Here is a 23434-nt window from a genome sequence, read left to right as displayed (position 1 = left end):
AGCTCAGCCGGCCTCGGGCGCGGTGTGCCCTCAGTTCTTGTGTGCGCCCTTGAGCACCTGCCGGGCGATGACGAGGCGCTGGATCTCCGAGGTGCCCTCGTAGATGCGGAAGAGGCGCGCGTGGCGGTAGAAACGCTCCACGCTCGTCTCGCGCATGTAGCCCATGCCGCCGTGCACCTGCACGCCGCGGTCGGCCACGCGGGCCAGCATCTCCGAGGCGAAGAGCTTCGACGAGCTGGGGCCCAGCTTCCGGTCCGAGCCATCGTCCCAGCGGCGGGCGGAGTCCAGCACGAGGGCGCGTGCGGCGGCGAGCTCGGTGTAGCAGTCCGCGAGCTGGGCCTGCACGAGCTGGAAGTCCGCGATGGGCCGGCCGCCCTGCTTGGCGTTCTTGGCGTGCTCCACCGTGTCGTCGAGGATGCGGGTCGCCTGGCCCACGCACATGGCGCCGATGTGGAGGCGGCCCTTGTTGAGCGAGGCCATCGCCGCGCGGAAGCCCTCCTCCTCGCCGCCGATCATGTTCGCCGCGGGCACGCGCACGTCGTCGAAGAAGATCTCCGAGGTCCAGGCACCGGCCTGGCCCATCTTCTTGTCGTGCGGGCCCACCGTGACGCCCGCCGAGGCCGTGGGCACGAGGAAGACGCTGATGCCCTTGGTGCCGGTGGCGTCGGGGTCCGTCCGCGCGAAGACCATGAGGACCGTGGAGAGCTGCGCATTGGTGATGAAGCGCTTGGAGCCGTTGATGACGTAGTCGTCGCCGTCGCGCACGGCCTTGGTGGTCAGCCCGGACGGGTCCGAACCCGCGTCCGCCTCCGTGAGGGCGAAGGAGGCGATGGCCTCACCCGAGGCGATCTTGGGCAGCCACTCCTGCTTCTGCTCCTCCGTGCCGTAGTTCACGAGCACCTGGCCGGCGATGCCGTTGTTGGTGCCGAACAGCGAGCGGAAGGACGGGGTGGTGTAGCCCAGCTCGAACGCCAGGCGCGCGTCCTGCTCCGCATTGAGGCCGAGGCCGCCGTACTCCTCCGGGATGGCCCAGCCGAACAGGCCCATCTCCGCGGACTCCTCACGGATGGACTGCGGGATCTCGTCGGTCTCCTCGATCTCCAGCTCGCGGGGCACGACCTGCTCGCGGACGTACTCGCGCACCGTGGCGAGCACCTCCTGGAAGGTCTCCTCGTCCATGCCGGGGTTGCCGGGGTAGGGGTTCTGGGTGCTCATCTGCTCCTCGATTCTGTGATGCGACCGCACTGCGAAGCGGGTTGCCGGGCGGGTCGTCGGCCGTCCGGTGCTGCGGATGACAGCGGACGGCCGCGGCGTGCCCGGGCGGCTGCCTCAGCCGCGAACAGCCGGTTCAGACGCCGGGCGGAGACACGCATCCGCGCTCCCCGCACACGCCTGAACCGGCCGCACACGGATGGTTCAGTCCTCTTCGACCATGAGGGTGACGGCCTCTGCGATGCAGGCCGGGCGGTCCTGGCCCTCGATCTCGATGACGTGGTCCATGACGACCTGGACGCCGGAGGACTTGCGGACCACCTCCTTGAGCGTGACGACGTCGCGCACCTTGGAGCCCACCTTCACCGGGTTGGGGAAGCGGACCTTGTTGAGGCCGTAGTTGATCTTCATCTTCATGCCGGTGACGTCCGTGACCTGGGCGCCCAGGACAGGCAGGAGGCTCAGGGTGAGGAAGCCGTGGGCGATGGTGCCGCCGAACGGACCGGCCGCGGCCTTCTCCTCGTCGATGTGGATCCACTGGTGGTCGCCGGTGGCGTCCGCGAAGAGGTTGACGCGGTCCTGGTCGACCGTGAACCAGTCGCTGGAGCCCAGCTCCTGGCCGACGAGCTGTTCGAGTTCTGCGATTCCGTTGATGGTGCGCACCATTGCGGTCTCCTTCTATCAGTACAGATTTACTATCAATGAACCGTGACTGCTTACACTCTCAGCAACAGTGTAGACGCGCAGGTGCCACAGGAACAGCCCATCGGCGCATCCGCGGACGGGGCACGCGCACCGCACAGGCCTCGACCGCGCCTCCACCGGGCGCTCGCACGCTGCTTAACGAGTGATCAGTCACACTGGGGATACTATCGATCAGGACGGTCCCCGCCGATGCGGACCGCCAGGCGGAACCAAAGGAGCACGGATGAGCACCGGAAAGCCAGTCGACCTCGAAGCCCTCGTGATGGGCGACGACCGCGCGGATCTGTCACAGGCCACGGACCCGCTGACACAGCGCGGAGCAGACGCACGCGACCTCACCGCCGACCTCAACGCAGCCCGCGAGTACGCCGCTGCGCGGGCCGCCTCCCATGAGAAGAGCGCGACACGGGGAGCCCCCGCCGCCGGGACCTCGGCACAGGGTCCGGCCGCGCAGGGCTCATCCGCGCAGGGAGGGTCCGTCGACTCCCGGGGCCGCCCCACGCATTCGTCCACCGGCGTGCCACTGGACTATTCGCGGGAGGTCCCGGTGCGACCGGCCACCAGCGTCATCATGCTCCGGGAGGGCCGCGGGTCCACGCCGCTGGAGGTGTTCGTGCAGCACCGGGTGAAGACGATGGACTTCGCCGCGGGCGTGGTGGTGTTCCCCGGCGGGCGCGTGGACCCCGCGGACCATGAGACGGCCTCCACGCTTCCCCTGGACCCCGCCGCCGAGGCCGCCCACACCCGTGCCTGGGAGCGCACCGACGCCGAGGCAGCCGGCGGCGTGCGCTCCCTCCTCGCCTGCGCGGTGCGCGAGGTGGAGGAGGAGACCGGCCAGCGGATCGCGCCCGCCGCGCTGAATCCCTGGGCGAACCTCGTCACACCCCCGGGACGCTCCAAGCGCTTCGACACCTACTTCTACGTGACCGGCGGCGCGGAGCTCTCCGCCCTCACGCATCAGACGACGGAGGCCACGAACTCGGAGTGGCTGGGCGTCCGCGAACTGCTCGACGGCGAGCGCGCCGAACGGTTCCGGCTCATGCGCCCCACGCTCGCGCTCCTCACCGAACTCGATGCGCTGGGCGACCTGAGCGCCGTCATGGACCTTGCGACGGGCGGCGAACGCGTCATCGAGTCGATCCGCCCCAAGATCCCCGGCGTCCACTGAGCCCTCCGGGCGCTCGCACCACAGCCCGGGAAGCGGTTCAGCCGCCCACTCATATGTGGGCGGCTGAACCGATAGGCGGTGTGTTCGGTTGCCCGCAGCGCGGGCGCGTCGCGGCGCCGCGTAACCCGCAGCGCAGTGTCACCCGCAGCGCAGTGTCACCCGCAGCGCAGTGTCACCCGCAGCGCCGCGTCACCCATAGCGCAGTGTCACCCGCGGCGCGGGCGCGTCGCGGCGCACCGCCTCAGGCCAGGGTGTACCGCCCCTCCGCGTCCGGGCCTCGGACCACTCCGCGCTCCGCGAGATCGGCCAGGTGCTTCTCGCATGTGCGCAGCTCCACGCCGTCCGCGAAGCTGGGGCGCTTGCCCGGACGGTAGACGACGCCCTTCCCCACCATCTCCTCCGGCGTGGCGGCTCCCGCGCGCACGAGGTCGAGGACGGCCTGCTCACGCGCATCGAGGACACGGGAGAAGGCCTCGAGAGCGGCGAGGTACTCCTCGCGGTCCCGGTACGGTCCCTTGTGATGGGCGCCCGTGAAGACCTGCGCCTCGATCTGTGCGCAGCGGGCCAGCGCGGCGCGGAAGTCCGCGATGCCGGATTCCTCGTCGCTGTAGAGCGGGCCGAACGACGAGAGGTCCACGTCGCCCAGGAACAGCACGCCGTCCGGCTCGACGAGGAACCCGCAGTGCCCCGGGGTGTGTCCGGGAAGATGGACCGCGGTGATGCGCACGCCTCCGCCCAGGTCGAAGACATCGCCGTCCGCAAAGCCCTGCGCGTGCGGGACCGGCGACCACGCGAAGTCCCGGCGGACCGAGGCGACCGCGTCCTCGGACATGCCCATCGCCTCGGCGAAGGCGTCCTCCGCGCGCACGGCGTCGAGATCGCGCTCATGCACCCGCACCTCGCCCCGGAAGCTCCCCAGCCCCACCGTGTGGTCCTCGTGGTAGTGGCTGATGAGCAGCAGGTCCGCGTCCTCGGGCACCGCCTCCAGGCACGAGTCGAGCATCGCGGTGCGCTCCGTGCCCGTCACCAGCAGCGGCGAGCCGTACGGGTACTTCCCGCCCCCGGCACGCAGCTGCACCGTGTGCGGCCCCAGCCTCTCGGCCTCGGCGGCACCTCTGTACGCCCGGCCCGTGTCCTTGCCTTCCACCGTCATCCCCGCTTCTTCTCCTTGCGCGCCTGCAGGTGGGCCATCCGCTTCGCGATCGCGGCCTTCTGCTCGTCCGTCCCCTTGAGCTTCGCGAGCTCCTCCTGCTCCGCCGCGAGGCCCTCCTCCAGCGAGGCCGTCGCGGAGAGGTCCACGAGCTTCTTCGCCGCCACCAGCGAGGACCGCGACTGGTCCGCGATCTGCACCGCGAGCGCATGCGCGCGCTCCAGCGGCTCCGCGGCGACCTCGTCGACCACGCCCCACTCCAGCGCCTTCTCACCGCTGATCATGTCGCACGTGAAGATGAGGTGCTTGGCCTTCGACGGCCCCGCGAGGCGCGGCAGCAGCTGCGTGCCCATCATGTCCGGCACGATCCCCCAGACGACCTCCATGAGCCCGAGGCGCGCATCGGGTGCGCTCACGCGGATGTCGGCCCCCAGCGCGTACTGAAAGCCCGCGCCCAGCACGGGACCGTGCAGGCACGCGATCACCGGCACCGGCACGTGCGAGAACATCTCGACCGACTGCTGGGCGAGCGCCTTCGCGGCGGTGGGGAGGTCCAGCGGGGTGCCGGCCGCGCCGCCCTCGGCCAGCCGCTTGAACTGGCCCATGTCCAGCCCGGCGCAGAACGCGCGTCCCTCGCCGCGGAGCACCACGGCGTTCACCGTGCCGTCCTCACGCAGCTCCAGGGCCGCGGCGATGAGGTCGCGCATGACGTCCGGCGTCACGGAGTTCATGGTGTCCGGGCGGTCGAGGACCACATGCGCGACGGGTCCGTAGGTCTCGATCCGCACGGTGCCTGCGGGCATGGCGTGCACCGCATCCGGCGCGGGGAGCACGGCCGTGCCCGAGGCCTCGGGCGGGGTCTGCGGTGAGGGAGCGGCAGGTGCCGGTGCGGTGGCACCCGCGGCGGCCTGGGCGGGCGCGGCAGCGGCGGAGTCCCGGTCAGGCGCGGCAGCCTGGGCTGGGGCCACGGCCTGGGCGGGCGTCTCAGTCTGTGCGGGCGTCCCGCTCTGTGCGTGGGACGCGGATGGGGGTGTGGTCGTCATCGTCCTCCTCGGGCAGGGCCGGCGGGTCCGGGAGCCTGGGGCGCCCGGCTGCGGCCGGCATGTCGCCTCTCACCGTACCTGCCCGGCGCCGCGCCTCCTCTCCCCGCCCGCGCCCAGGCGGTCCGGCACCGCTCAGCCGAGGAGCGAGAACAGACCCCGTGCCAGCGCCACCAGCGCACCCGTGCCGGCGAGCACGATCGCCACGGTGCGGGCGGCCTCGGCGGAGACCCTGCGGGAGAGCCATGTGCCCGCGCCGATCCCGCCCACCACTGCGACGGCGATCACGGGGAACAGCCACAGCGGCGGGAGCTGCGCGACCGTCGTCGCACCCACGGAGAGCTTGGCGCCCACGGACACGAGCCCCATTGTCATGAACGTGGGCTGCATGGTGGCGGCGAAGCGGCGCTGCTCCCAGCGGGCGAGCTTGGAGTAGATGACCATCGCAGGGGCCGCCACACCCGCCGCGGTGTTGAGGAAGCCGCCCACCATGCCCGCGGCCGCGGTGACGGGCGGCAGACCGCGGCCGCTCACGTGCGGCACCCGCGGCAGGCTGAAGGTCATGACGAGCGCCAGCAGCACCACGGCGCCGATCACGATGTTGAGCCACCCGTCCCCCAGCTCCCGCACCAGCAGCGCCGCCGGGACGCCGCCCACCACCGCCATGGGGGCGAACACCAGCCACCGCTTCCAGTCCACGTCGCGGAGGACGGAGAGCATGATGAGGAAGCCGGAGACCACGGTCGTGGCGTTGGTGACGAACACGCCCAGGCCCGGCCCCATCGCCAGGGCGAGGGTGGGAGCGACGACGAGGCCCACGCCGGTGCCGGAGAGACGCTGCAGCGCGGCACCCACGAGCACCGCGGCGATCACGAGGGCGAGGAGCGAGGCGGACACGCTCCGAGGCTACTCCCGGGGAGGTCGTTCGGGCGCGGGAGGGCAGGCGCGGGAGGGCGGAGGCACGGTAAGGCGGGGCGGGAGGGGCGCAGCGGCAGGCGCCCTGGCCTCGGCTCCGAGCGGGTACGCCACGTCCTCTGCTGCAGACCGTCCGCTCCGCGAGACCAGAGGGCGCCCGCATCGACGTGGTCCACATCACTGTGATGGTATGGCGTCCATGGCACACGTGATCTTCTTCCACTCCGCTCTGGGCCTGGACAAGGGCGTCCACGCAATGGCAGACGCCATCCGCGAGGCCGGGCACACCGTCACCACACCTGATGTCTACGACGGGCATGTGTTCGACTCCACCGAGAAGGGCATCGCCTACCGCGACGAAGTGGGCTTCCGCACGCTCACGGACCGCGCCACGGCCGCGCTGGCCGGGGTCGAGGGACCCCTCGTGGCCGCGGGCATCTCCCTGGGAGCCGCGCTGGCCCAGCGCCTGGGGAAGAAGGACCCCCGGACCGAGGCCGCAGTGCTCCTCCACGCGGGCGGCGAGTCCCGGCTCATCGACTGGCCCGCCCGCGTCGCGCTGCAGATCCACCATTCCGTCGACGACCCGTGGATCGACGAGGGCGGCCCGGAGAACCTCCTGCGTTCGGCCGCTCGCGCCGGCGCCCGCGCCGAGCACTACCTCTACCCCGGCGACGCGCACCTCTTCGCGGACCCCACCAAGCCGGACTTCGACGAGCGCTCCGCGGAGCTGCTCTCCGCGCGCGTCCAGCTCCTCCTCGAAGACCTCGACGCCGCCCGAGGCTGACCCCCCGCACCCCTGCAAGTTACGTCTGCGTAGCGGCCGCCCACCCCGGCCGCTACGCAGACGTAACCTACGAGTGGGGTGGAGCCCGCGCCGCGCCCGGGCACCTCCGCCACGCCCGTTCCCTGCTCACACACTCTTTCGGGAGGCGTTCAGAGTGCGGGTACTAAGATGTATCCGGATTCGTGCGGACCTGCCCCACAGGTGCGCCCGCACGCATGCGAGTCCGCGCCCATCGCTCCGGACCCGCACACCCCATGCATCGACCCGGAACGGACGCTTCTTGAACGGCAGCAACGGCAGCAACGGCAACACGACCTTCCGCCACAGGAACGTCGCCCTTCTGGGGATCTCTGAGGTCACCGCCCCGGTGGAGCTGACCTCGGACGAGCTCGATGCCCGCCTCGCCGGCGCCCTGACCTCGCTCGGGCTGCCCAACGGCCTCCTCCAGCGCGTGGCCGGGGTCCACGCCCGCCGCAACTGGAACCGCCCGCAGGACTTCACCGCCGGGGCTGCCGAGGCCGGCCGCCGCGCGCTCAAGGTCTCCGGGATCGACCAGAGCCGGATCGGCCTGATGATCAACACCTCGGTGACCCGGGAGCAGCTCGAGCCCTCCGTCGCAGTGGCCGTCCACGACGGGATCGGGCTCGGCCCGCAGGCCATGAACTTCGACATCGCCAACGCCTGCCTGGGCTTCGTCAACGGAATGACCGTGGCCGGCACGATGATCGACTCCGGGCAGATCGACTACGCGCTCATCGTCGCCGGCGAGGATGCCTCCCACGTCCAGGACGCCACGGTGCGCCGGCTCAGCCGTGACGGCATCACCCGTGAGGAGTACCTCGAGGAGTTCGCCTCCCTCACCCTGGGCTCCGGCGCCGCCGCCGCAGTGCTGGGGCCGGCCGACCGCCACCCCGAGGGCCACCGCGTGCTCGGCGGTGTCACCCGTGCGGCCACCTGGAACCACGAGCTCTGCGTGGGCGACCACAACGGCATGTTCACGGACGCGAAGGGCCTCCTGGACAACGGCATGGAACTCGTCGTCGCCGCGTGGGAGGAGGCGCACGCGGACGGCTGGGACTGGCGCAGCATGGACCGCTACGTCACCCACCAGGTCTCCTCCATCCACACCAACGCCATCACCAAGGCCGTGGATCTGGACCCGCGCCGCGTCCCCACCACCTACCCGGAGCTGGGCAACGTGGGCCCCGCGGCCCTGCCCATCACCCTCGCCCGCGAGGTCGAGAGCCTGCGTGCCGGCGACCGGGTGCTGGCGATGGGCGTGGGCAGCGGGCTCAACACCGCGATGACAGAGATCGTCTGGTGAGCCGCGGATGAGCCCCCGCATCCCCGGCGCGCCCAAGGCGCTGCGCCCCGCCCTGCCCGCCTCCGGCATCCCCGCCCTCCCCGCGCGCCTGCCCCATGAGGCCTGCGGCGAGTTCGAGGGCTTCGATCCCGCCTGGTCGCGGCTCGTCACGGTCGACACCTTCGACGGCGCCCGCACCTTCCACGTGCTGGACACCGGTCCGGCACTCGCCGAGGCCGGCCTCACCCCCACCGGCACCATCCTCGCCCTGCACGGCAACCCCACCTGGTCGTACCTGTGGCGGCACCTCGCACAGGCGGCGATGGACCAGGCCGCGGGGACCGAGGCCGCAGGGCCTCGGCCCGGGCGCGTATGGCGTGTCATCGCCCCGGACCAGCTGGACATGGGATTCTCCGAGCGCCTCCCGCACGCCCGCGCCCCGCGCCCGGCGGATCCCGGTGTGCGCCGCATCGCGGACCGGGTGGCGGACTTCGACGCGCTCGTCACCCACCTGCTGGCCGAGGGTGACGGAGACGCGCCCACCGGTCCGGCAACCGCAGCAGGCACCGCGGAAGCCACCGCCGCCGCAGCAAAGGCTGCCTGGGAGAGCACCGCAGACCACCCCGTCGTCACGATCGGCCACGACTGGGGCGGCGTGCTCTCGCTCACCTGGGCCGCGCGCAACCAGGACCGCGTCTCCGCCGCCGTCTCGCTCAACACCGCCGTGCACCAGCCCGAGCACGCGCAGCTGCCGGCACCGCTGGCCGCCGCGCTCGCGGGACCGCTGCTCCCCGTCTCCACGGTGCACACGGATCTGTTCCTGCGCACCACGCTCTCGCTGGCGAAGGACGCACTCTCCGCCGGGGCCGTCGCCGGGTTCCGGGCGCCCTACACCACGGCGGCGGAGCGCGGCGGGATCGGCGGGTTCGTCGCGGACATCCCCGCCACGGACACGCACCCCTCCCACTCCGAGCTGCAGCAGCTGGGCGAGGACATCGCCTCCTTCACGCACCCGGCTCTGCTGGTGTGGGGCCCCAAGGACCCCGTCTTCCTCGAGCGCTACCTCCGCGACCTCCGCACCCGCCTGCCGCAGGCGGACCTGCACCGCTTCGAGAAGGCGAGCCACCTGGTGAGCGAGGAGGAGGACGTGGCCGGCGTGGTGCTGCGCTGGCTGGAGGAGCAGTTCCCCGCAGCCGGTCCGTCCGCAGTCGCGCAGACCCCCGCGGCCGAGGCCGCGCGCACCTCTGCGACGACGGCCTCGGAACCGTCCGCAGCCTCGGCGGCGCCCACGGACGCGGAGGCCCCCGCAGCCGAACAGCCCCGCACCAGCACACAGCCCTCGGAATCCACGCGCCTCATCGTCGATGCGCTCGAGGAGCGCGCGGACGACCACTCCCCCGCCACCGTGGACATGTCGCAGAATCCGCCCGCATCCCTCACCTGGGCGGAGGTCGCGGCGCGCGTCCAGGCCATCGCGGAGGGCCTCGTGCGGCTGGGCCTGCGGCCCGGCGACCGCGTGTCCATGCTCGTGCCGCCCGGCAACGACCTCACGACCGGCCTCTACGGCGTGCTGCGTGCGGGCGGAGTCGCTGTGGTGGCGGACGCGGGTCTGGGGCCTGCGGGCATGACCCGCGCGGTGCGTTCGGCCGACCCGCAGTGGATCATCGGGGAGCGACCCGGCCTGGCCCTCGCCCGCATGGCCGGCTGGCCCGGTCGCAGGCTCTCCGTGCAGAAGCTCTCCCGCGCCCAGCGCACCGCCCTGAGCGTGGAGACGAGCCTGGAGGAGCTCCTCGATGCGCCCGAGGCCGCCGGCACACCGCTGCCCCGCCCCGCGGCCGAGGACGACGCCGCCATCCTCTTCACCTCCGGCTCCACTGGACCGGCCAAGGGCGTCCGCTACACGCATGCGCGTCTCACCGCTCTCACACAGGTGCTCACGCGGGTCTTCGACGTACAGCCGGGCACCTCGCTCGTCGCGGGCTTCCCGCCCTTCGCACTGCTGGGGCCGGGGATCGGGGCGGTCTCGACCACGCCGGACATGGCGGTGACGAAGCCGCGCACGCTCACGGCCGCGGCCCTGGCGGAGGCGATCGAGGAGGGCGGGGCCACGATGGTCTTCGCCTCCCCCGCCGCCTACCGCAATGTCGTCGCCACGGCCCATGAGCTCAGCCTCGCGCAGTCCACGGCGTGCGCACGCGTGCAGATGGTCCTCTCCGCAGGGGCGCCCGTACCGCTGGAGCTCATGAACGCCCTCGCGTCCGTGTTCCCCAATGCGCGCATCCACACGCCCTACGGCATGACCGAGGGCCTCGTGCTCACGGACATCGACCGGGCCGAGGTCGCTCAGGCGCACGCGGACTCCGAGCGCGCGCTCCGTGCCGCAGCGGAGGAGCCGTCCGCCGAGGCTGCAGCCACCTCCGAGGCCGCAGCAGGGTCCGCCCCCGCTGCTGCTTCCGCCCCCGCGACTGCCTCCGGCACCGCAGCTGCCTCCGGCACCGCCCGCACCTCCGCCCGCACCGCGGTCTCCCGCGACCTGGGCGTCTGCGTGGGCCGGCCGGTGGACGGCGTGCGCCTGGCGCTCGCTCCCATCGGCGAAGACGGCGCTCCGTCCGAGGCCCTGCTGGAGGGCGAGGAGGCCCAGGGCGTCCTGGGCGAGTTCGTCGCCTCCGGCGCACACCTCAAGGCCGGCTACGACCGCCTGTGGAGCACGGACCGCGCCGCCGCCCGCGATTCGCGCGACGGCCTCCTCTGGCACCGCACCAACGACATCGGCCACTTCGACGCTCACGGCCGCGTCTGGCTCGAGGGACGCGTCCAGCACGTCGTCACCACACCGCACGGTCCGCTGGGACCGGGCGGCCCGGAGGCCGTGGTGGACGCGCTGGACGGCGTGCTCCGCTCCGCCGCCGTGGGCGTGGGGCCCACCGGCACGCAGGCCCTCGTCATCGTCGTGGAGCCGGATCCCGCACGGTCCCCGGGCGTCCGTGGCCGCGGGCTGCACTCCCGGGGGCTCCCGGCGCACGGTCCGGCGCCCCTGGGGCTGGCCTCGGCGGTCCGCTCCGCCGTGCGCGCCGTCACCGGCCACGACGTCGCCGCGGTGCTCGTCACCCGGTCCTTCCCCACGGACATCCGCCACAACTCCAAGATCGACCGCTCACGGCTCGCACGCTGGGCGGCCGAGGTGCTGGCCGGCGGGCGCATCGGGAGGCCCTGACGCCACGCAGGGCGGACCATCCCCGCCGGCACCGCCCACGGCAGGCCGGGCGCATCACCCCGGCCTGCCCGCCCCGGCTCCCGTTCGTCGGACCCGGATCGTCCGTCCCCGTCACCAGGAGGCACTCATGCACGTACTCGTCACCGGCGCTTCCGGGCTGCTCGGCTCCTCGACCGCCCGGGCGCTCATCGATGCCGGCCACACCGTCACGACGCTGCAGCGCAGGCCCTCAGGCGTGCCGGGGGCAGTGGACGTGCAGGGCTCCGTCACGGATCCGGAGGCCGTGCAGATGGCGGTCTCCGGGGCCGAGGCCGTCATCCACATGGCGGCGAAGGTCTCCGTCTCCGGGGACCCGGCGGACTTCGAGCGCATCAACGTCGAGGGCACCCGCGTGCTCCTCGAGGGTGCGCGCGCGGCACGCGTGCGCCGCTGGGTGCACATCTCCTCGCCGTCGGTGGCGCACGCGGGCTCCTCGCTCACGGGCGACGGCGCGGGCCCGGCGGACCCGGAACGCGCGCGCGGCGACTACGCCCGGACGAAGGCCGCCGGCGAGCTGCTGGCACTGGGCGCGGACGCCCGTGCCGAGGCCGCGGGGGAGGACTTCCGCGTCCTCGTCCTGCGTCCGCACCTCATGTGGGGGCCGGGCGACACGCAGCTCACGGAGCGGATCATCGACCGCGCGCGGGCGGGGCGGCTGCCCTTCATCGGCTCCGGTGCCGCACTGGTGGACACGCTGTACTCGGCCAACGCCGTCGAGGCGATCACCGCGGCGCTGCCCGCGTGTGCGCGCGTGCACGGCGAGGCCCTCGTGCTCACGAACGGGCAGCCGCGGATGATCGGCGAGCTCATGAGCCGGATCGCGCTGGCAGGAGGGGCGAAGCCGCCGGCCGTGCACGTGCCGGTGGCGGCGGGGCTGGCCGCAGGTGCGGCGGTGGAGACCGCGTGGGAGCATCTGCCGGAATCCGTGCGGGAGAAGGGTGACGGCGAGCCGCCGCTCACCCGCTTCCTCGCCGAACAGCTCTCCACCGCCCACTGGTTCGACCAGCGCCGCACGCGCGAGGTCCTGCAGTGGGAGCCGCGCGTCTCCGTCGAGGAGGGGCTCGCGCTCACGGCGGCCCACTACGGCGGCAGCGCGGACTGAGGCCGCCGAGGCCGGCCGGCTGACCCGGGCCGGCCTCGGGCAGATCCCACCCTCGCCGAGGCCGCCTGTCCCAGCACGGCCGGCTCCGGCACAGCCGACCCCGGCCTCGGGCCGCCTCGCGCGAGCCTCGCCCCGCTGCCTCCGACCCCGGCCTCAGCCGGCGAACTCCTCCCGCAGGCGGTGCTTCTGCAGCTTGCCCGAGGCGTTCCGCGGCAGCTCGTCCACGACCTCCAGCCGCGTGGGCTTCTTGAACGACGCCAGCCGGGGCGCGAGGAAGTCCTGGATCTCCTCCAGCGTGGGCGGGTCCGCCGGATCCGCCGGTACGACGATCGCCAGGGGCGTCTCCACCCACTGCGGGTGCGGCACGCCGATCACGCTCGCATCGGCAACCTTGGGATGAGCGGCGACGGCATGTTCAACCTCGACGGAGGAGATGTTCTCCCCGCCGGAGATGATGATGTCCTTCGCCCGGTCCACCACCGTCACGTAGCCGTCCTCGTCCCGGGTGACGAGATCGCCGGAGTGGAACCACCCGTCGTAGGTGGCCTCGGCGGTCTGCTCCGGCTTCCGCCAGTACTCGCGCATGAGGCCGGGGCCGCGGTAGACGATCTCCCCCGTCTCCCCCACCGGCACGTCCTCGCCGTCGGGCCCCACCACTCGCGCGGCGACGAGGCCCACCGGCTTGCCCACGGCACCCATCCGGGTGAACGAGTCCTCGCTGGAGAGGACGCACGTGACGGGAGACATCTCCGTCTGCCCGAAGGCGGCGCTGATCGCCGCGTCCGGGAAGGTGTCCGCCATGAGCTGCAGCGTCTCCCGGCTCGCCGGGGACGCACCCCACTGCAGCGCCTTGAGACGCAGCCGGCGCTCCCGGATGCCCGGCAGCGAGCAGAACGCCTGCCAGAGGGTGGGCACGAGGAACATGTTGGTCACGCCCTCGGCCTCGACCAGGTCCGCGAGCGCGGCGATGTTCGTCATCACCTGCGAGGGCGCCACGACGACCTTCACCGAGTTGAGGACCGCCGGATAGACGGTGCCGATCGCGGCGATGTGGAACAGAGGGACCACGAGCATCAGGGCGTCGTCCGCTCCGCCGGCCGGGGCGATGCGGTTCGTGGTGATGGTCTGCGCCGCCATGTTCAGGTGTGTGAGGACCACGCCCTTGGGGGCGGAGGTGGTGCCGGAGGTGTAGATGATGAAGGCCGCCTCGGACTCCGCCACGTCCACGGGTGCGGAGATTTCGCCGGAGTCCGCGATCGCCTCGAACTCCTCCCCGAAGCGGATGACCGGGACCTCGCCGCCGGAAGTGGCCTCCGCCAGCCGCGCCTCGCCCAGCTGATCCGCGAACCCCAGCACGGCGCCGGAGTCCTCGATGAGGTAGTCGAGCTCCGGACCGGCGGAGCGGATGTTGAGCGGCACCGCGACCGCGCCGGCGGTGTTGATCGCCAGGAGCGCGGCCAGCGCCTGCGCACTGTTGAGCGAGAGCAGGAACACGCGGTCGCCGGGCCCCACGCCGCGGCGCTGCAGCTCGGCCGCGACAGCCCGCATCCGCGCGTGCAGCTGGGCCCAGGTGGTCCGGCTCTCACCGTCCACGTGGGCGATCTGCTCGCCCCTGTCCTGAGCGTGCAGCTCCACCATGTTCATCCAGTGCAGCCGCCTGCTCGCGGCCAGCTGTGCATCCAACATCGTCGTCTCCTCCTCCGCGCTCATCCGCGCATGTCCGTTCTTCCCGGGAGCGCTGTGGGCGTCGCGGCCGCTGCGTCCCGACCTCTCGTGGCGTCGAATCCTCCCCAGGTGCGCCGCGGACACCCGGATCCTTCACTCCGCTCTCACTCCGGCCTCCGCGGCAGGTGGATCTCCTCGTAGATCCGCGCGCCGAACGGCTGGAGATCCAGCGGCGAGCCCTCCCACTCCTGCGCGAAGGCGTGGTAGTCGTCCTCGGCGGGGATCCCGCTCTCCTCCGCGAGGGCCGCCCACTTCTCGTAGCCCTCGTCGAAGGAGGCTGCCGCGGCCGCACCGTCGAGGGCGTCCGAGGCCTCCACCTGCGCGCGGAGCTCCTCGACCGCGCCCTGGAACGCGGACTCGGCGTCGTCCTCCAGGCGGGCAACCTCACCGCCGTTGTCCTCGATCATGCCCACGGCGGTCGCCGAGGAGTCGATCATGGCGGTGAGACCGGCACCGGTGAACACCTCGAAGGAGTCGAAGATCGCCTGCTTGGCCGCGAGCGGCAGACGCTCGTAGCCGGGCCCCGCGACGAGTGCGGTGGGGTTGCGGCCCCATGCACCGTCCTGCGGCAGGGACACGTGCGGCGCGACCTCGAGGAAGCCGTAGTCCGCGCCGATGCGCAGACCGCCCAGGGTGCAGTCGATGGTGTTCCGCTGCAGCGCCTCATAGGCCTCCGTGAACTGCATCGACACCGGCGAGGCGTCCAGCGCCTCCACGATCGTGAAGTCCGAGGCGGACCCCACGCGGATCTGCTTGCCGCGGAAGTCCGCCGCGGAGGTGACGGGCTCCGTGCACATGAGGGCGTTGGAGGTCTCGAAGAACATGGGACGCAGCACCGTCGCGCCCATCTCCTCGTAGTTCTCGACGACCTCGGGCGTGTCCCAGGCGGTCTCCAGCGCGGCCGCGGTCGTGGCGACCTCGGTGAGCACGGGGCTCGAGGGCGTGGACGGGCTCAGGCTGATGAGCTCGCCGATCGCCTCGTACTTGCTGGGCGTGTAGATGGGGATCTCCACGCCGATGTCGATGCGCCCGTCCGCCACGGCCTCGGTCACCTCGTCGAAGGGCGCCACCGACTGGCCCCACGCCATCTCGAACGTCACCTTGCCGCCGGTGAGCTCCTCGACCCGCTGCGCGAACTCGAGCTCCGCCTTGCCGCTGCCGCTCTCCGCCGAGGCCCCACCGCCCTGGTAGGTGAGGGTGACGGGCTCCATGTCCTCCAGAGCCGCCTGGTACTCCTCGGGGCTCGCACCGTACTCCACGCCCTCGCCGCCGCCGGCCTCCCCACCAGCGCCGCCGCCCGCGCCGCCCGCACAGCCGCTCATCCCCAGCGCAAGCGCGAGCACCGCAGCGGGGAGCGCGGCGGAGCGCAGTCCCCGGTGCGGACGGGATTCGCGGACGGCGCCTCTGGGGCGAGTGATACCGGCGGCGCGGACCGTGTGGGCATCGCCGGCCGGGGGACGACGGGAGGGACCTCCGGACATGCGCGCAGTCGTCGGTTCCAGCATTGTTCGGCTCTCCTTTGAACGAACGATCAGTCAACGTGGACTGGAACCGAGGATACCTGCTTCCGCCGCCGTTCGCTCAGCCTGAGAAGGCCTCCCGCAGCCGGTGCTTCTGCAGCTTGCCCGAGGCGTTCCGCGGCAGCTCGGCCACGACCTCCAGCCGCGTGGGCTTCTTGAACGACGCCAGCCGGGGCGCGAGGAAGTCCTGGATCTCCTCGAGGGTGGGCGGGTCCTCGGGGTCGGCGGGCACCACCACGGCGACCGGCGTCTCCACCCACTGCGGGTGCGGCATGCCGATGACGCTGGCATCGGCGACCTTGGGGTGGGCGGCGACGGCGTGCTCGACCTCCACGGAGGAGATGTTCTCCCCGCCGGAGATGATGATGTCCTTCGCCCGGTCGACGACGTAGACGAAGCCGTCCTCGTCCCGGGTCACCAGGTCACCGGAGTGGAACCACCCGTCGTAGGCGGCCTCGGCGGTCTGCTCCGGCTTGTTCCAGTAGCCCTGCATGAGGCCGGGTCCGCGGTAGACGATCTCCCCCGTCTCCCCCGCCGGCACGTCCTCCCCGTCCGGACCCACGACGCGCGCGGCGACCATCCCCACGGGCCGGCCCACGGAGCCCATCTTCACGAGGGAGTCCGCGCCGGTGAGCGCGGTGGTGGTGGGCGACATCTCCGTCTGCCCCAGCCCCGCGCTGATGATGGCGTCCGGGAAGGTGTCCGCCATGAGCTGCAGCGTCTCCCGGCTCGCCGGCGAGGCGCCCCAGGTCATGACCTTGAGGTCCAGCTTCCGCTCGCGGATGCCCGGCTGCGAGCAGAACGCCTGCCAGAGGGTGGGCACGAGGAACATGTGGGTGACGCCCTCGGCCTCCACCGTGTCCGTGAGCGCCTCTATGCTCATGAGCACCCTGGAGGGCGCGACCACCACCTTCGAGGCGTTGAAGAACGCCGTGTAGGCGTTCGAGACGCCCACGATGTGGAACAGCGGGACGACGATGATCGAGGCGTCGTGCGCGGTGCCGGCAGGACCCATCCGATTGGCGGTGATCACCTGCGTGACGAGGTTGAGGTGGCTGATCATGGCGCCCTTGGGCGCGGAGGTGGTGCCCGAGGTGTAGACGAGGAAGGCGGTGTCCGTCTCCGCCACGTCCACCGGCTCCGGCACCTCGCCCGAGGCCGCGCACGCGGCGAACTCCTCCCCGAACCGGAGGACGGGGACGTCCTGCGCCGCCGTGGCCTCGGCCAGCCTGGCGGCTCCCAGCTCGTCGACGAAGCCGAACACCGCGCCGGAGTCGCCGATGAGGTAGTCGAGCTCCGGCCCTGCGGAGCGGATGTTGAGCGGCACCGCGACGGCGCCCGCGGTGTTGATCGCAGCGAGCGCCGCGATGTACTCGACGCTGTTGAGGGCGAGGAGGTACACGCGGTCGCCCCGGCTCACTCCCCTGCGCTGAAGCATCGCCGCGACGGCGCGCACCCGGTCCCTCAGCTCCCGCCAGGTGAGCCGGAGCCCCTCCCCCACCAGCGCCTCGGCCCCGCCGCGGTCCTGCGCGTGCAGCTCCAGCATGTTCATCCAGTGCAGGCGCCTGCTGGCCTCGAGCTCGGCGTCATAGGTCATGGTCTCCCCCGGTCTCCGTCACGGCCGGGAGCGCATCCGGGCGCAGCGCGTGCGGTCCACGTCGCGGACGCGCAGCGCCACCCGGGGCGCCCGGCCTGGCAATGTCCGTGACCATCATTACAGTATTCCTATGACGCAGAGCACACAGGATCAGACGTATTCCGCAGTCGCCCGGCGCGCGGCCGCAGACCCGGAGGGCTTCTGGCTGGAGGCCGCAGAGGCGATCGACTGGACGGTTCCGCCCACACGCGCGGTGGACGGCAGCCGTGCGCCCGTCTACCGCTGGTTCCCGGACGGGGAGCTCAACGTGTGCGCCAACGCGCTCGACAGGCACGTGGCCGCCGGCCGCGGGGCGCAGGCCGCACTCGTCTACGACTCCCCCGTCACCGGTACGGTCCGGACCTACACGTACGCAGAGCTCCTCGACGAGGTCTCCCGCTTCGCCCGCGCGCTGGCGGAGCGGGGCGTGGGCCGGGAAGACACGGTCGTCATCTACATGCCCATGGTGCCCGAGGCCGTGGTCGCGATGCTCGCCTGCGCGCGCCTGGGCGCGGTCCACTCGGTGGTGTTCGGCGGCTTCGCGGCCAATGAGCTCGCCGTCCGCATCGACGACATCCGTCCCAAGGCCGTCATCAGCGCGTCCGCGGGGATCGAACGGAACCGGGTCATCGAGTACAAGCCCCTCCTGGACCGCGCGCTGGAGATCGCGGAGGCGGAGCCGGAGTTCAGCGTGGTGGTGCAGCGGGAGCAGTCGCCGGCGCAGCTGCGCGAGGGCTTCGACCTCGACTATGCCCGGCTCCTGGAGGCCGCGCAGGAGGGCATCGACCCGGTGCCGGTGAAGGCGACGGACCCGCTCTACGTCCTCTACACCTCGGGCACCACGGGGAAGCCCAAGGGGATCCTCCGCGATGCCGGCGGCTGTGCCGTCGCACTCCAGTGGTCCATGCCCCACGTGTTCGACCTGCACCCCGGCGACACGATGTTCACGGCCTCGGACGTGGGCTGGGTGGTGGGGCACTCCTACATCGTCTACGCCCCGCTGCTGGCCGGCGTCACCACCGTCCTCTACGAGGGCAAGCCCATCGGCACCCCGGACGCGGGCGCGTTCTTCCGGGTGATCGAGGAGCACGGCGTGAACGTCTTCTTCGCCGCCCCCACCGCCATGCGCGTGGTCCGCAAGGAGGACCCGGACGGGGAGCACCCCGCCGCTCGGGACCTCTCCTCGCTGCGCGCGGTGTTCCTCGCCGGCGAACGGCTGGACCCGGACACCTGGGAGTGGACGACGCAGATGCTGCGGTCTTCGACGGGCCGCGACATCCCGGTGGTGGACAACTGGTGGCAGACGGAGACCGGCTGGCCCATCGCCGCGAATCCGCTGGGCATCGAACGGCTGCCGCTGCGGCCCGGCTCGCCCACCGTGCCCACCCCCGGATATCAGGTGCGCGTCGTGGATTCCGCGGGCGCTCCGGTCCCCGCCGGCACGGAGGGCCTCATCGTCATCGATCTGCCGCTGCCGCCCGGCACGCTCGCGGGACTCTGGGGCGATGAGGAGCGCTATGTCTCCAGCTACCTCTCCGCCTTCGAGGGCACCTATCTCACCGGCGACTCCGGCATGATCGACGAGGACGGGTACGTCTACGTGATGGGCCGCACCGACGACGTCATCAACGTCGCCGGTCACCGGCTCTCCACCGGAGTGCTGGAGGCCGTGGTCGCCTCGCATCCCGGCGTGACGGAGTGCGCCGTGATCGGCGTCCACGACGAGACCAAGGGACAGATCCCGCGGGCCTTCGTGGTGCTCTCCCCGGGAGCGGACGCGCAGACGGTGCCCGCGGAGCTCGTCTCCCTGGTCCGCTCCGAGGTGGGACCGGTGGCCGCACTCCGGCAGGTGGACGTGGTGGAAGCGCTGCCCAAGACGCGCTCCGGCAAGATCCTCCGCAAGACCATGCGGGAGATCGTCGACGGCGAGGAGGTGCGCATCCCCTCCACGATCGAGGACGTCACCGTGCTGGAGAGCCTGCGGGAGGGGCTGAGCCGCTGAGCGGTCGCCCCCTCGGGGGCGGAGTGAAGGGCCCCGCGTCACCGAGCGCGGGCCGCCCACGGCACCGGGACACACCGCGGAATGAAGGGCTGGGAGGCGTTCGCCTCCCAGCCCTTCCCTCAGCACGCCGTCCTCAGCTCTCGGGCCGGGTTCCCCTTCAGGCCCTGCGGCGGCGGGTGAAGAACAGCGCGGTCACACCGACTCCCACGGTCACCACGCCGAGGAGCAGAGCGGCAAGGCTGCTGCCGCCGGTCCGCGGCAGGTCCGAGCCGTCGCCGGCACCGTCGTCGTCACTGCCGTTGTCGTCACCGTCGTCGCCGGCACCGTCGTCGCCACCGTTCGGCGCATCGTCGTCGGCCACGACGCTGAACGTTCCGCTCAGGTCCTCCGCCGAGGCGTCGACGGCAGAGGCCTCACCGGATCCCTCCTCCACGGAGGCCTCCACGGAGTACTCGCCCAGGTAGTCCTCGGCGTCGGCCGCGCTGACCCCGTAGACCACCGCCGATGCGACGCCCTCCTCGTCGGCCTCACCCGGGAGGGTGCTGGGCTCGACGTTCTGCTCCGCAGCAGGCGCCACATCGAACTCGACCTCGGTGCCGGGCTCCAGCCCGTCCACCGTGAGAGTCACGCCCTTCCCCTCGTCGAGGAAGTCGGAGACGCCGATCTCCTCGGGGCTGATGCCCAGTGCCGGCTCAGCCGGCTCGTCCGTCGGGTCCGTGGTCGGGTCCGTGGTCGGGTCCGTGGTCGGCTCCTCGGTCGGGTCGTCCGTGGGCTCCGTGGTCGGGTCCTCCGTCGGGTCCGTGGTCGGCTCCTCGGTCGGGTCGTCTGTGGGCTCCTCGGTTGGCTCCTCCGTCGGGTCCGTGGTCGGCTCCTCGGTCGGGTCGTCCGTGGGCTCCTCCGTCGGCTCCTCACCAGGGAAGAGCGCGTCGCGCTGCTCGTCGGTCAGCTCGACGGGCTCGCGGTAGACGACCGACTCCTCGGTGCCGTTGCCGTGCGCGGTCCAGACGACCGCGTCGTACTCCTTCGCCTCCTCGAGGCTGCTCGCAGCAACGGTGGAGACCTTCGTGAAGCTGTTGGCCGCCGAGGTGTCCCGGAAGTAGGAGAACTCGGCACCGAGCACGTCGGCGGAGGTGAATTCGTCGGGCTTCTCCCGGTCGATGATGGCGGAGTACACGCCCACCGCATCGCTGCCAGTCGAGGTCTTCGGCAGGTTCCTGTAGTCCGTTCCCTCGACCTCGACCTGGAGGCCGTCCGCCTCGGAGGCGCCGATGACCTCGTGCGCGGTGGCGCCCTCGAACTCCGCGGGTTCCTCGGGCGGGGCCTCGTAGCTGTAGGTGACTTCGACCGGGTTGGTGGGTTTGCGGGGCTGGATGGAGGTCGCGCCGCCGGCGGTGGAGTACCAGTAGGAGTCCTGGCCGGTGGCGACGTTGAAGTCGATCCACTCCTGCGGGAAGGCGCCCCACCACTCCTGGGTGCGGTCCTGGATGTTGCGGCCCTGGGTGTCCGTCTCCACCCCCAGGTAGTCGGGGGTGACCTCGAACCCGGTCTCGGTGAGATCCACCGTGGAGTTCTGCAGATTGGCAATCGGGCCCTCGACCGGGTCCAGCTTGATCCACTTGGAAAGGTCGTCCATGTCCGTGCCGTAGCCGGAGTAGGTGCCGGTGATGGTGCCCTTGCCGTTCTCCACGACCAGCTTGGGGTCGGAGATGGTCCAGTAGGTCATGCCGCCGTAGTAGGCGAAGGTCCAGGACCCCTCCCACTCGATGGTGCCGGTGTCCGTCTCCGGATCCACGGTGCCCGTGCCGCCGGTGATCTCGACGAAGTCGCCGGTGTGGTTGTCCTCGGCCTGCGCGTTGGTCTTGCTGTTGACCAGCGCGCCGTCCACGGTCTTGCAGCGATCGGCGAAGTTGTTGAGACCCTCGCCGTCGGACTTCCTGATCGAGGTGTTGCCGTCGACGAAGCTGCCGTCGGCATCGGTCGGGAACAGCTCCCCGGCGTCGGCGGCGGTCCAGATGCGGGCCATGCCGCTGTCCCCGGCCTCTCCGGCGACGAGGAAGTTGCAGCCGCCGAAGTAGGAGCCGCCGGTGGACTCGTCGTTGACCGACCAGTTGAAGGTCGCATCGGTGACGTTCCCCTCCGCCGCCTGCGCGGGACCGATGGGCAGGCCGGAGGCGGCCGCTCCCACCGTCACCGCAGCGGCGAGCGCAGCGAAACGGGCACCGCTCTTGCGAGCAGGTGTCTTCATATGACTCTCCAGTTCGTCGTGCGCGCCGCGGTGTGTCCCGCCGGCGCTGGTAGTGACGCGCTCCTGTCAGCCACGGCCCCGCTTCATTCCGCAGAGCTCCTGATCTTTTAGCCTCACCTGAATTTAGTGAGGCTAACCATTCAAAGGTTAGGCTGACCTCAACGTCATGCGCTACAGTAGCCGTGCCGCACCTTGGAATCAAATGTGAATCCGGTGATCGGTCACTCAACGACAGCGCCGCCTGCCACGGGAGTCGGCACACCGAACGCACCGCACCTGCCTCCGGCGCAGCCAGGCCCGCGCAGGTAGAACAGATTGAAGGGAACACATGCCCGCAGGTCCCCTGAGGCGCGTGCTGCGCACCCGCCGGAAGGCGATCCGCCGCGGCTCCTGGATCGCCGGCGGCCTCGTCGTCGTCCTGCTGCTGTGGAACAACGGACTCCACAACATCGGATCTTCGACCTTCGCCGCGAACGACAGCTGCACCCCACCGGAGGCAGTCGCGGATCCGCAGCCTCCCGAGCTGCCCGGCACAGATCGCGCCGACCTCCCCGACCCCAAGACCATCGAAGGCAGGACCACCGCCTACACCCGCACCGGGGAGATCGCTCCGATCGACGCGAACCCGGAGCTGTCCCAGCGCCTGCCGGTCACCGTGAAGAGTTCGGACGGACCGGAGCAGACGATCACCGACACCAGCCGCATCCTCGCCCTCAACCAGAACGGCGGGCTCGCCGCCGCGGTCGTCGGCCTGGGGCTGGGCTGCAACATCATCGGCAGGGACGTGGCGACCAACATCAGCGGTCTCATGCCGGAGGCCGAGGACGTCCCGCTCGTCACCCAGAACGGGCACGAGCTCAATGCGGAGGCGGTCCTCAACCTCGCGCCCACGGTCATCCTCACGGACACGACCATCGGTCCCTACGACACGCAGATCCAGCTCCGCAACGCCGGGGTGCCCGTCGTCTTCATCCCTTCGAGCAGCGAGGACGGCATCCACGGTGTGGGCGACCAGATCCAGGCCGTGGGCGATGCGCTGGGCCTGTCCGAGCTGGGCGAACGGCTCGCCAAACGCACCGACGCGGAGATCAGCCAGACCATCCAGGCGATCGGCGCGGAGCAGGCACCGCCGGACGCGGAGGACAAGCCGCGCACTGTCTTCCTCTACCTGCGCGGGAGCATCTACTACTGGTTCGGCCGCGGATCGGGCGCGGACACGCTCATCCAGGGCATCGGCGCACGCGATGTCGCCACCGAGGTGGGCTTCGAAGGCATGTCCCCCACCAATTCGGAGGCGCTCATCAAGGCGGCGCCGGACGTCATCATCGTCATGACGCTGGGACTGGAATCGGTGGGCGGCCTGGACCGCGCGCTCGAACTCCCCGGCATCAGGCAGACGCCCGCCGGGAAGAACCGCCGGATCGTCGACATGAGCGACTACGAGGTCATGAGCTTCGGACCGCGGTCCGCCTCGGTGCTCGCCGCCCTGTCGACCGCCATCTACGACCCTGAGCACTCCTATCAGCCCGAGCACGGCCCCGAGGCCGTGGAGAAGCGCGTGGAGGAGATCCGCGAGGAGCGGGCTCAGGACGAAGGAGAGACCGAATGAGCGCTCCCGTCGAACGGCGTGACCGCACCCAGCTGCGCGGACGGCACTCCGTCGTCACGGACTCG

Annotated in this window: 16 protein-coding genes and 1 pseudogene; 8 read left to right on the top strand and 9 right to left on the bottom strand. The window is 71.7% G+C overall.

Annotation, left to right across the window (positions count from 1 at the left end):
• Window positions 1-30: 30 nt before the first annotated feature.
• On the bottom strand, window positions 31-1215 hold the full coding sequence (locus tag ABD240_RS08450; protein WP_291793265.1) for an acyl-CoA dehydrogenase family protein: 1185 nt from the start codon (window positions 1213-1215) through the stop codon (window positions 31-33).
• A gap of 201 nt (window positions 1216-1416) precedes the next feature.
• On the bottom strand, window positions 1417-1878 hold the full coding sequence (locus ABD240_RS08445) for a MaoC family dehydratase (protein WP_291793262.1): 462 nt from the start codon (window positions 1876-1878) through the stop codon (window positions 1417-1419).
• 262 nt (window positions 1879-2140) lie between these two features.
• On the opposite strand from ABD240_RS08445, the gene ABD240_RS08440 reads away from it, so the two are divergent.
• On the top strand, window positions 2141-3085 hold the full coding sequence (locus ABD240_RS08440; protein WP_291793259.1) for an NUDIX hydrolase: 945 nt from the start codon (window positions 2141-2143) through the stop codon (window positions 3083-3085).
• Window positions 3086-3326: 241 nt separating this feature from the next.
• On the opposite strand, the gene ABD240_RS08435 is transcribed toward ABD240_RS08440, so the two are convergent.
• The 3 genes from ABD240_RS08435 to ABD240_RS08425 form a co-directional block, all read right to left on the bottom strand.
• On the bottom strand, window positions 3327-4238 hold the full coding sequence (locus tag ABD240_RS08435; protein ID WP_291793255.1) for an MBL fold metallo-hydrolase: 912 nt from the start codon (window positions 4236-4238) through the stop codon (window positions 3327-3329).
• A complete protein-coding gene (locus tag ABD240_RS08430) occupies window positions 4235-5278 on the bottom strand; it encodes an enoyl-CoA hydratase-related protein (RefSeq protein ID WP_291793252.1) in 1044 nt (347 codons plus the stop codon). The genes ABD240_RS08435 and ABD240_RS08430 overlap by 4 nt, the downstream gene beginning before the upstream one ends.
• 132 nt (window positions 5279-5410) lie before the next feature.
• On the bottom strand, window positions 5411-6172 hold the full coding sequence (locus tag ABD240_RS08425) for a TSUP family transporter (RefSeq protein WP_344336865.1): 762 nt from the start codon (window positions 6170-6172) through the stop codon (window positions 5411-5413).
• Window positions 6173-6389: 217 nt separating this feature from the next.
• Here ABD240_RS08425 and ABD240_RS08420 point away from each other — a divergent pair, with 217 nt between their 5' ends.
• From ABD240_RS08420 to ABD240_RS08405, 4 genes are all read left to right on the top strand, one after another.
• Entirely contained in the window at window positions 6390-6974 is a 585-nt protein-coding gene (locus tag ABD240_RS08420; protein WP_344336864.1) for a dienelactone hydrolase family protein, read from the top strand.
• Between the two features lie 280 nt (window positions 6975-7254).
• On the top strand, window positions 7255-8298 hold the full coding sequence (locus ABD240_RS08415; RefSeq protein WP_344336863.1) for a 3-oxoacyl-ACP synthase III: 1044 nt from the start codon (window positions 7255-7257) through the stop codon (window positions 8296-8298).
• 7 nt (window positions 8299-8305) lie between these two features.
• Window positions 8306-11491, top strand: a complete 3186-nt coding sequence (locus tag ABD240_RS08410) for an alpha/beta fold hydrolase (protein WP_344336862.1) — start codon at window positions 8306-8308, stop codon at window positions 11489-11491.
• Between the two features lie 127 nt (window positions 11492-11618).
• Entirely contained in the window at window positions 11619-12632 is a 1014-nt protein-coding gene (locus ABD240_RS08405; protein ID WP_291798351.1) for an NAD-dependent epimerase/dehydratase family protein, read from the top strand.
• A 153-nt stretch (window positions 12633-12785) separates the two neighbouring features.
• On the opposite strand, the gene ABD240_RS08400 is transcribed toward ABD240_RS08405, so the two are convergent.
• The 3 genes from ABD240_RS08400 to ABD240_RS08390 form a co-directional block, all read right to left on the bottom strand.
• Window positions 12786-14318 carry an AMP-binding protein gene (locus ABD240_RS08400; protein ID WP_291798348.1) on the bottom strand — a complete coding sequence of 511 codons (1533 nt, stop codon included), beginning with the start codon at window positions 14316-14318 and terminating at the stop codon, window positions 12786-12788.
• A gap of 143 nt (window positions 14319-14461) precedes the next feature.
• Window positions 14462-15862 carry a type 2 periplasmic-binding domain-containing protein gene (locus ABD240_RS08395; RefSeq protein ID WP_344336861.1) on the bottom strand — a complete coding sequence of 467 codons (1401 nt, stop codon included), beginning with the start codon at window positions 15860-15862 and terminating at the stop codon, window positions 14462-14464.
• Between the two features lie 76 nt (window positions 15863-15938).
• Complete coding sequence (locus ABD240_RS08390; RefSeq protein WP_344336860.1) at window positions 15939-17474, bottom strand: AMP-binding protein; 1536 nt, start codon at window positions 17472-17474, stop codon at window positions 15939-15941.
• Window positions 17475-17604: 130 nt separating this feature from the next.
• Between ABD240_RS08390 and ABD240_RS08385 the strand changes: the two genes are divergently transcribed.
• Both ABD240_RS08385 and ABD240_RS17180 read left to right on the top strand, forming a co-directional pair.
• On the top strand, window positions 17605-19515 hold the full coding sequence (locus ABD240_RS08385) for an acetate--CoA ligase (protein WP_291792823.1): 1911 nt from the start codon (window positions 17605-17607) through the stop codon (window positions 19513-19515).
• Window positions 19516-20192: 677 nt separating this feature from the next.
• A complete protein-coding gene (locus tag ABD240_RS17180) occupies window positions 20193-20480 on the top strand; it encodes a hypothetical protein (protein ID WP_486303408.1) in 288 nt (95 codons plus the stop codon).
• Window positions 20481-21055: 575 nt separating this feature from the next.
• Here ABD240_RS17180 and ABD240_RS17175 read toward each other — a convergent pair.
• Window positions 21056-21538: pseudogene (locus ABD240_RS17175) on the bottom strand (HtaA domain-containing protein); the annotation flags it as partial.
• A 550-nt stretch (window positions 21539-22088) separates the two neighbouring features.
• Here ABD240_RS17175 and ABD240_RS08375 point away from each other — a divergent pair.
• On the top strand, window positions 22089-23369 hold the full coding sequence (locus ABD240_RS08375) for a heme/hemin ABC transporter substrate-binding protein (RefSeq protein WP_291794669.1): 1281 nt from the start codon (window positions 22089-22091) through the stop codon (window positions 23367-23369).
• Window positions 23370-23434: the final 65 nt, after the last annotated feature.

It is taken from the genome of Brevibacterium salitolerans (assembly GCF_039531405.1).
In the GTDB taxonomy this organism is placed as follows: domain Bacteria; phylum Actinomycetota; class Actinomycetes; order Actinomycetales; family Brevibacteriaceae; genus Brevibacterium; species Brevibacterium salitolerans.
Note: the sequence above shows the minus strand (reverse complement) of the source record. Positions and strands in the feature narration are given on the sequence as shown.

Excerpts from the sequence above, each read along its gene's own strand:
- ABD240_RS08395 (WP_344336861.1), bottom strand. The coding sequence starts at position 15,862 with ATGCTGGAACCGACGACTGCGCGCATGTCCGGAGGTCCCTCCCGTCGT.
- ABD240_RS17180 (WP_486303408.1), top strand. The coding sequence starts at position 20,193 with ATGCCCAGTGCCGGCTCAGCCGGCTCGTCCGTCGGGTCCGTGGTCGGG.
- ABD240_RS08390 (WP_344336860.1), bottom strand. The coding sequence starts at position 17,474 with ATGACCTATGACGCCGAGCTCGAGGCCAGCAGGCGCCTGCACTGGATG.
- ABD240_RS08385 (WP_291792823.1), top strand. The coding sequence starts at position 17,605 with ATGACGCAGAGCACACAGGATCAGACGTATTCCGCAGTCGCCCGGCGC.
- ABD240_RS08410 (WP_344336862.1), top strand. The coding sequence starts at position 8,306 with ATGAGCCCCCGCATCCCCGGCGCGCCCAAGGCGCTGCGCCCCGCCCTG.
- ABD240_RS08445 (WP_291793262.1), bottom strand. The coding sequence starts at position 1,878 with ATGGTGCGCACCATCAACGGAATCGCAGAACTCGAACAGCTCGTCGGC.
- ABD240_RS08440 (WP_291793259.1), top strand. The coding sequence starts at position 2,141 with ATGAGCACCGGAAAGCCAGTCGACCTCGAAGCCCTCGTGATGGGCGAC.
- ABD240_RS08405 (WP_291798351.1), top strand. The coding sequence starts at position 11,619 with ATGCACGTACTCGTCACCGGCGCTTCCGGGCTGCTCGGCTCCTCGACC.
- ABD240_RS08450 (WP_291793265.1), bottom strand. The coding sequence starts at position 1,215 with ATGAGCACCCAGAACCCCTACCCCGGCAACCCCGGCATGGACGAGGAG.
- ABD240_RS08375 (WP_291794669.1), top strand. The coding sequence starts at position 22,089 with ATGCCCGCAGGTCCCCTGAGGCGCGTGCTGCGCACCCGCCGGAAGGCG.
- ABD240_RS08435 (WP_291793255.1), bottom strand. The coding sequence starts at position 4,238 with ATGACGGTGGAAGGCAAGGACACGGGCCGGGCGTACAGAGGTGCCGCC.
- ABD240_RS08400 (WP_291798348.1), bottom strand. The coding sequence starts at position 14,318 with ATGTTGGATGCACAGCTGGCCGCGAGCAGGCGGCTGCACTGGATGAAC.
- ABD240_RS08420 (WP_344336864.1), top strand. The coding sequence starts at position 6,390 with ATGGCACACGTGATCTTCTTCCACTCCGCTCTGGGCCTGGACAAGGGC.
- ABD240_RS08430 (WP_291793252.1), bottom strand. The coding sequence starts at position 5,278 with ATGACGACCACACCCCCATCCGCGTCCCACGCACAGAGCGGGACGCCC.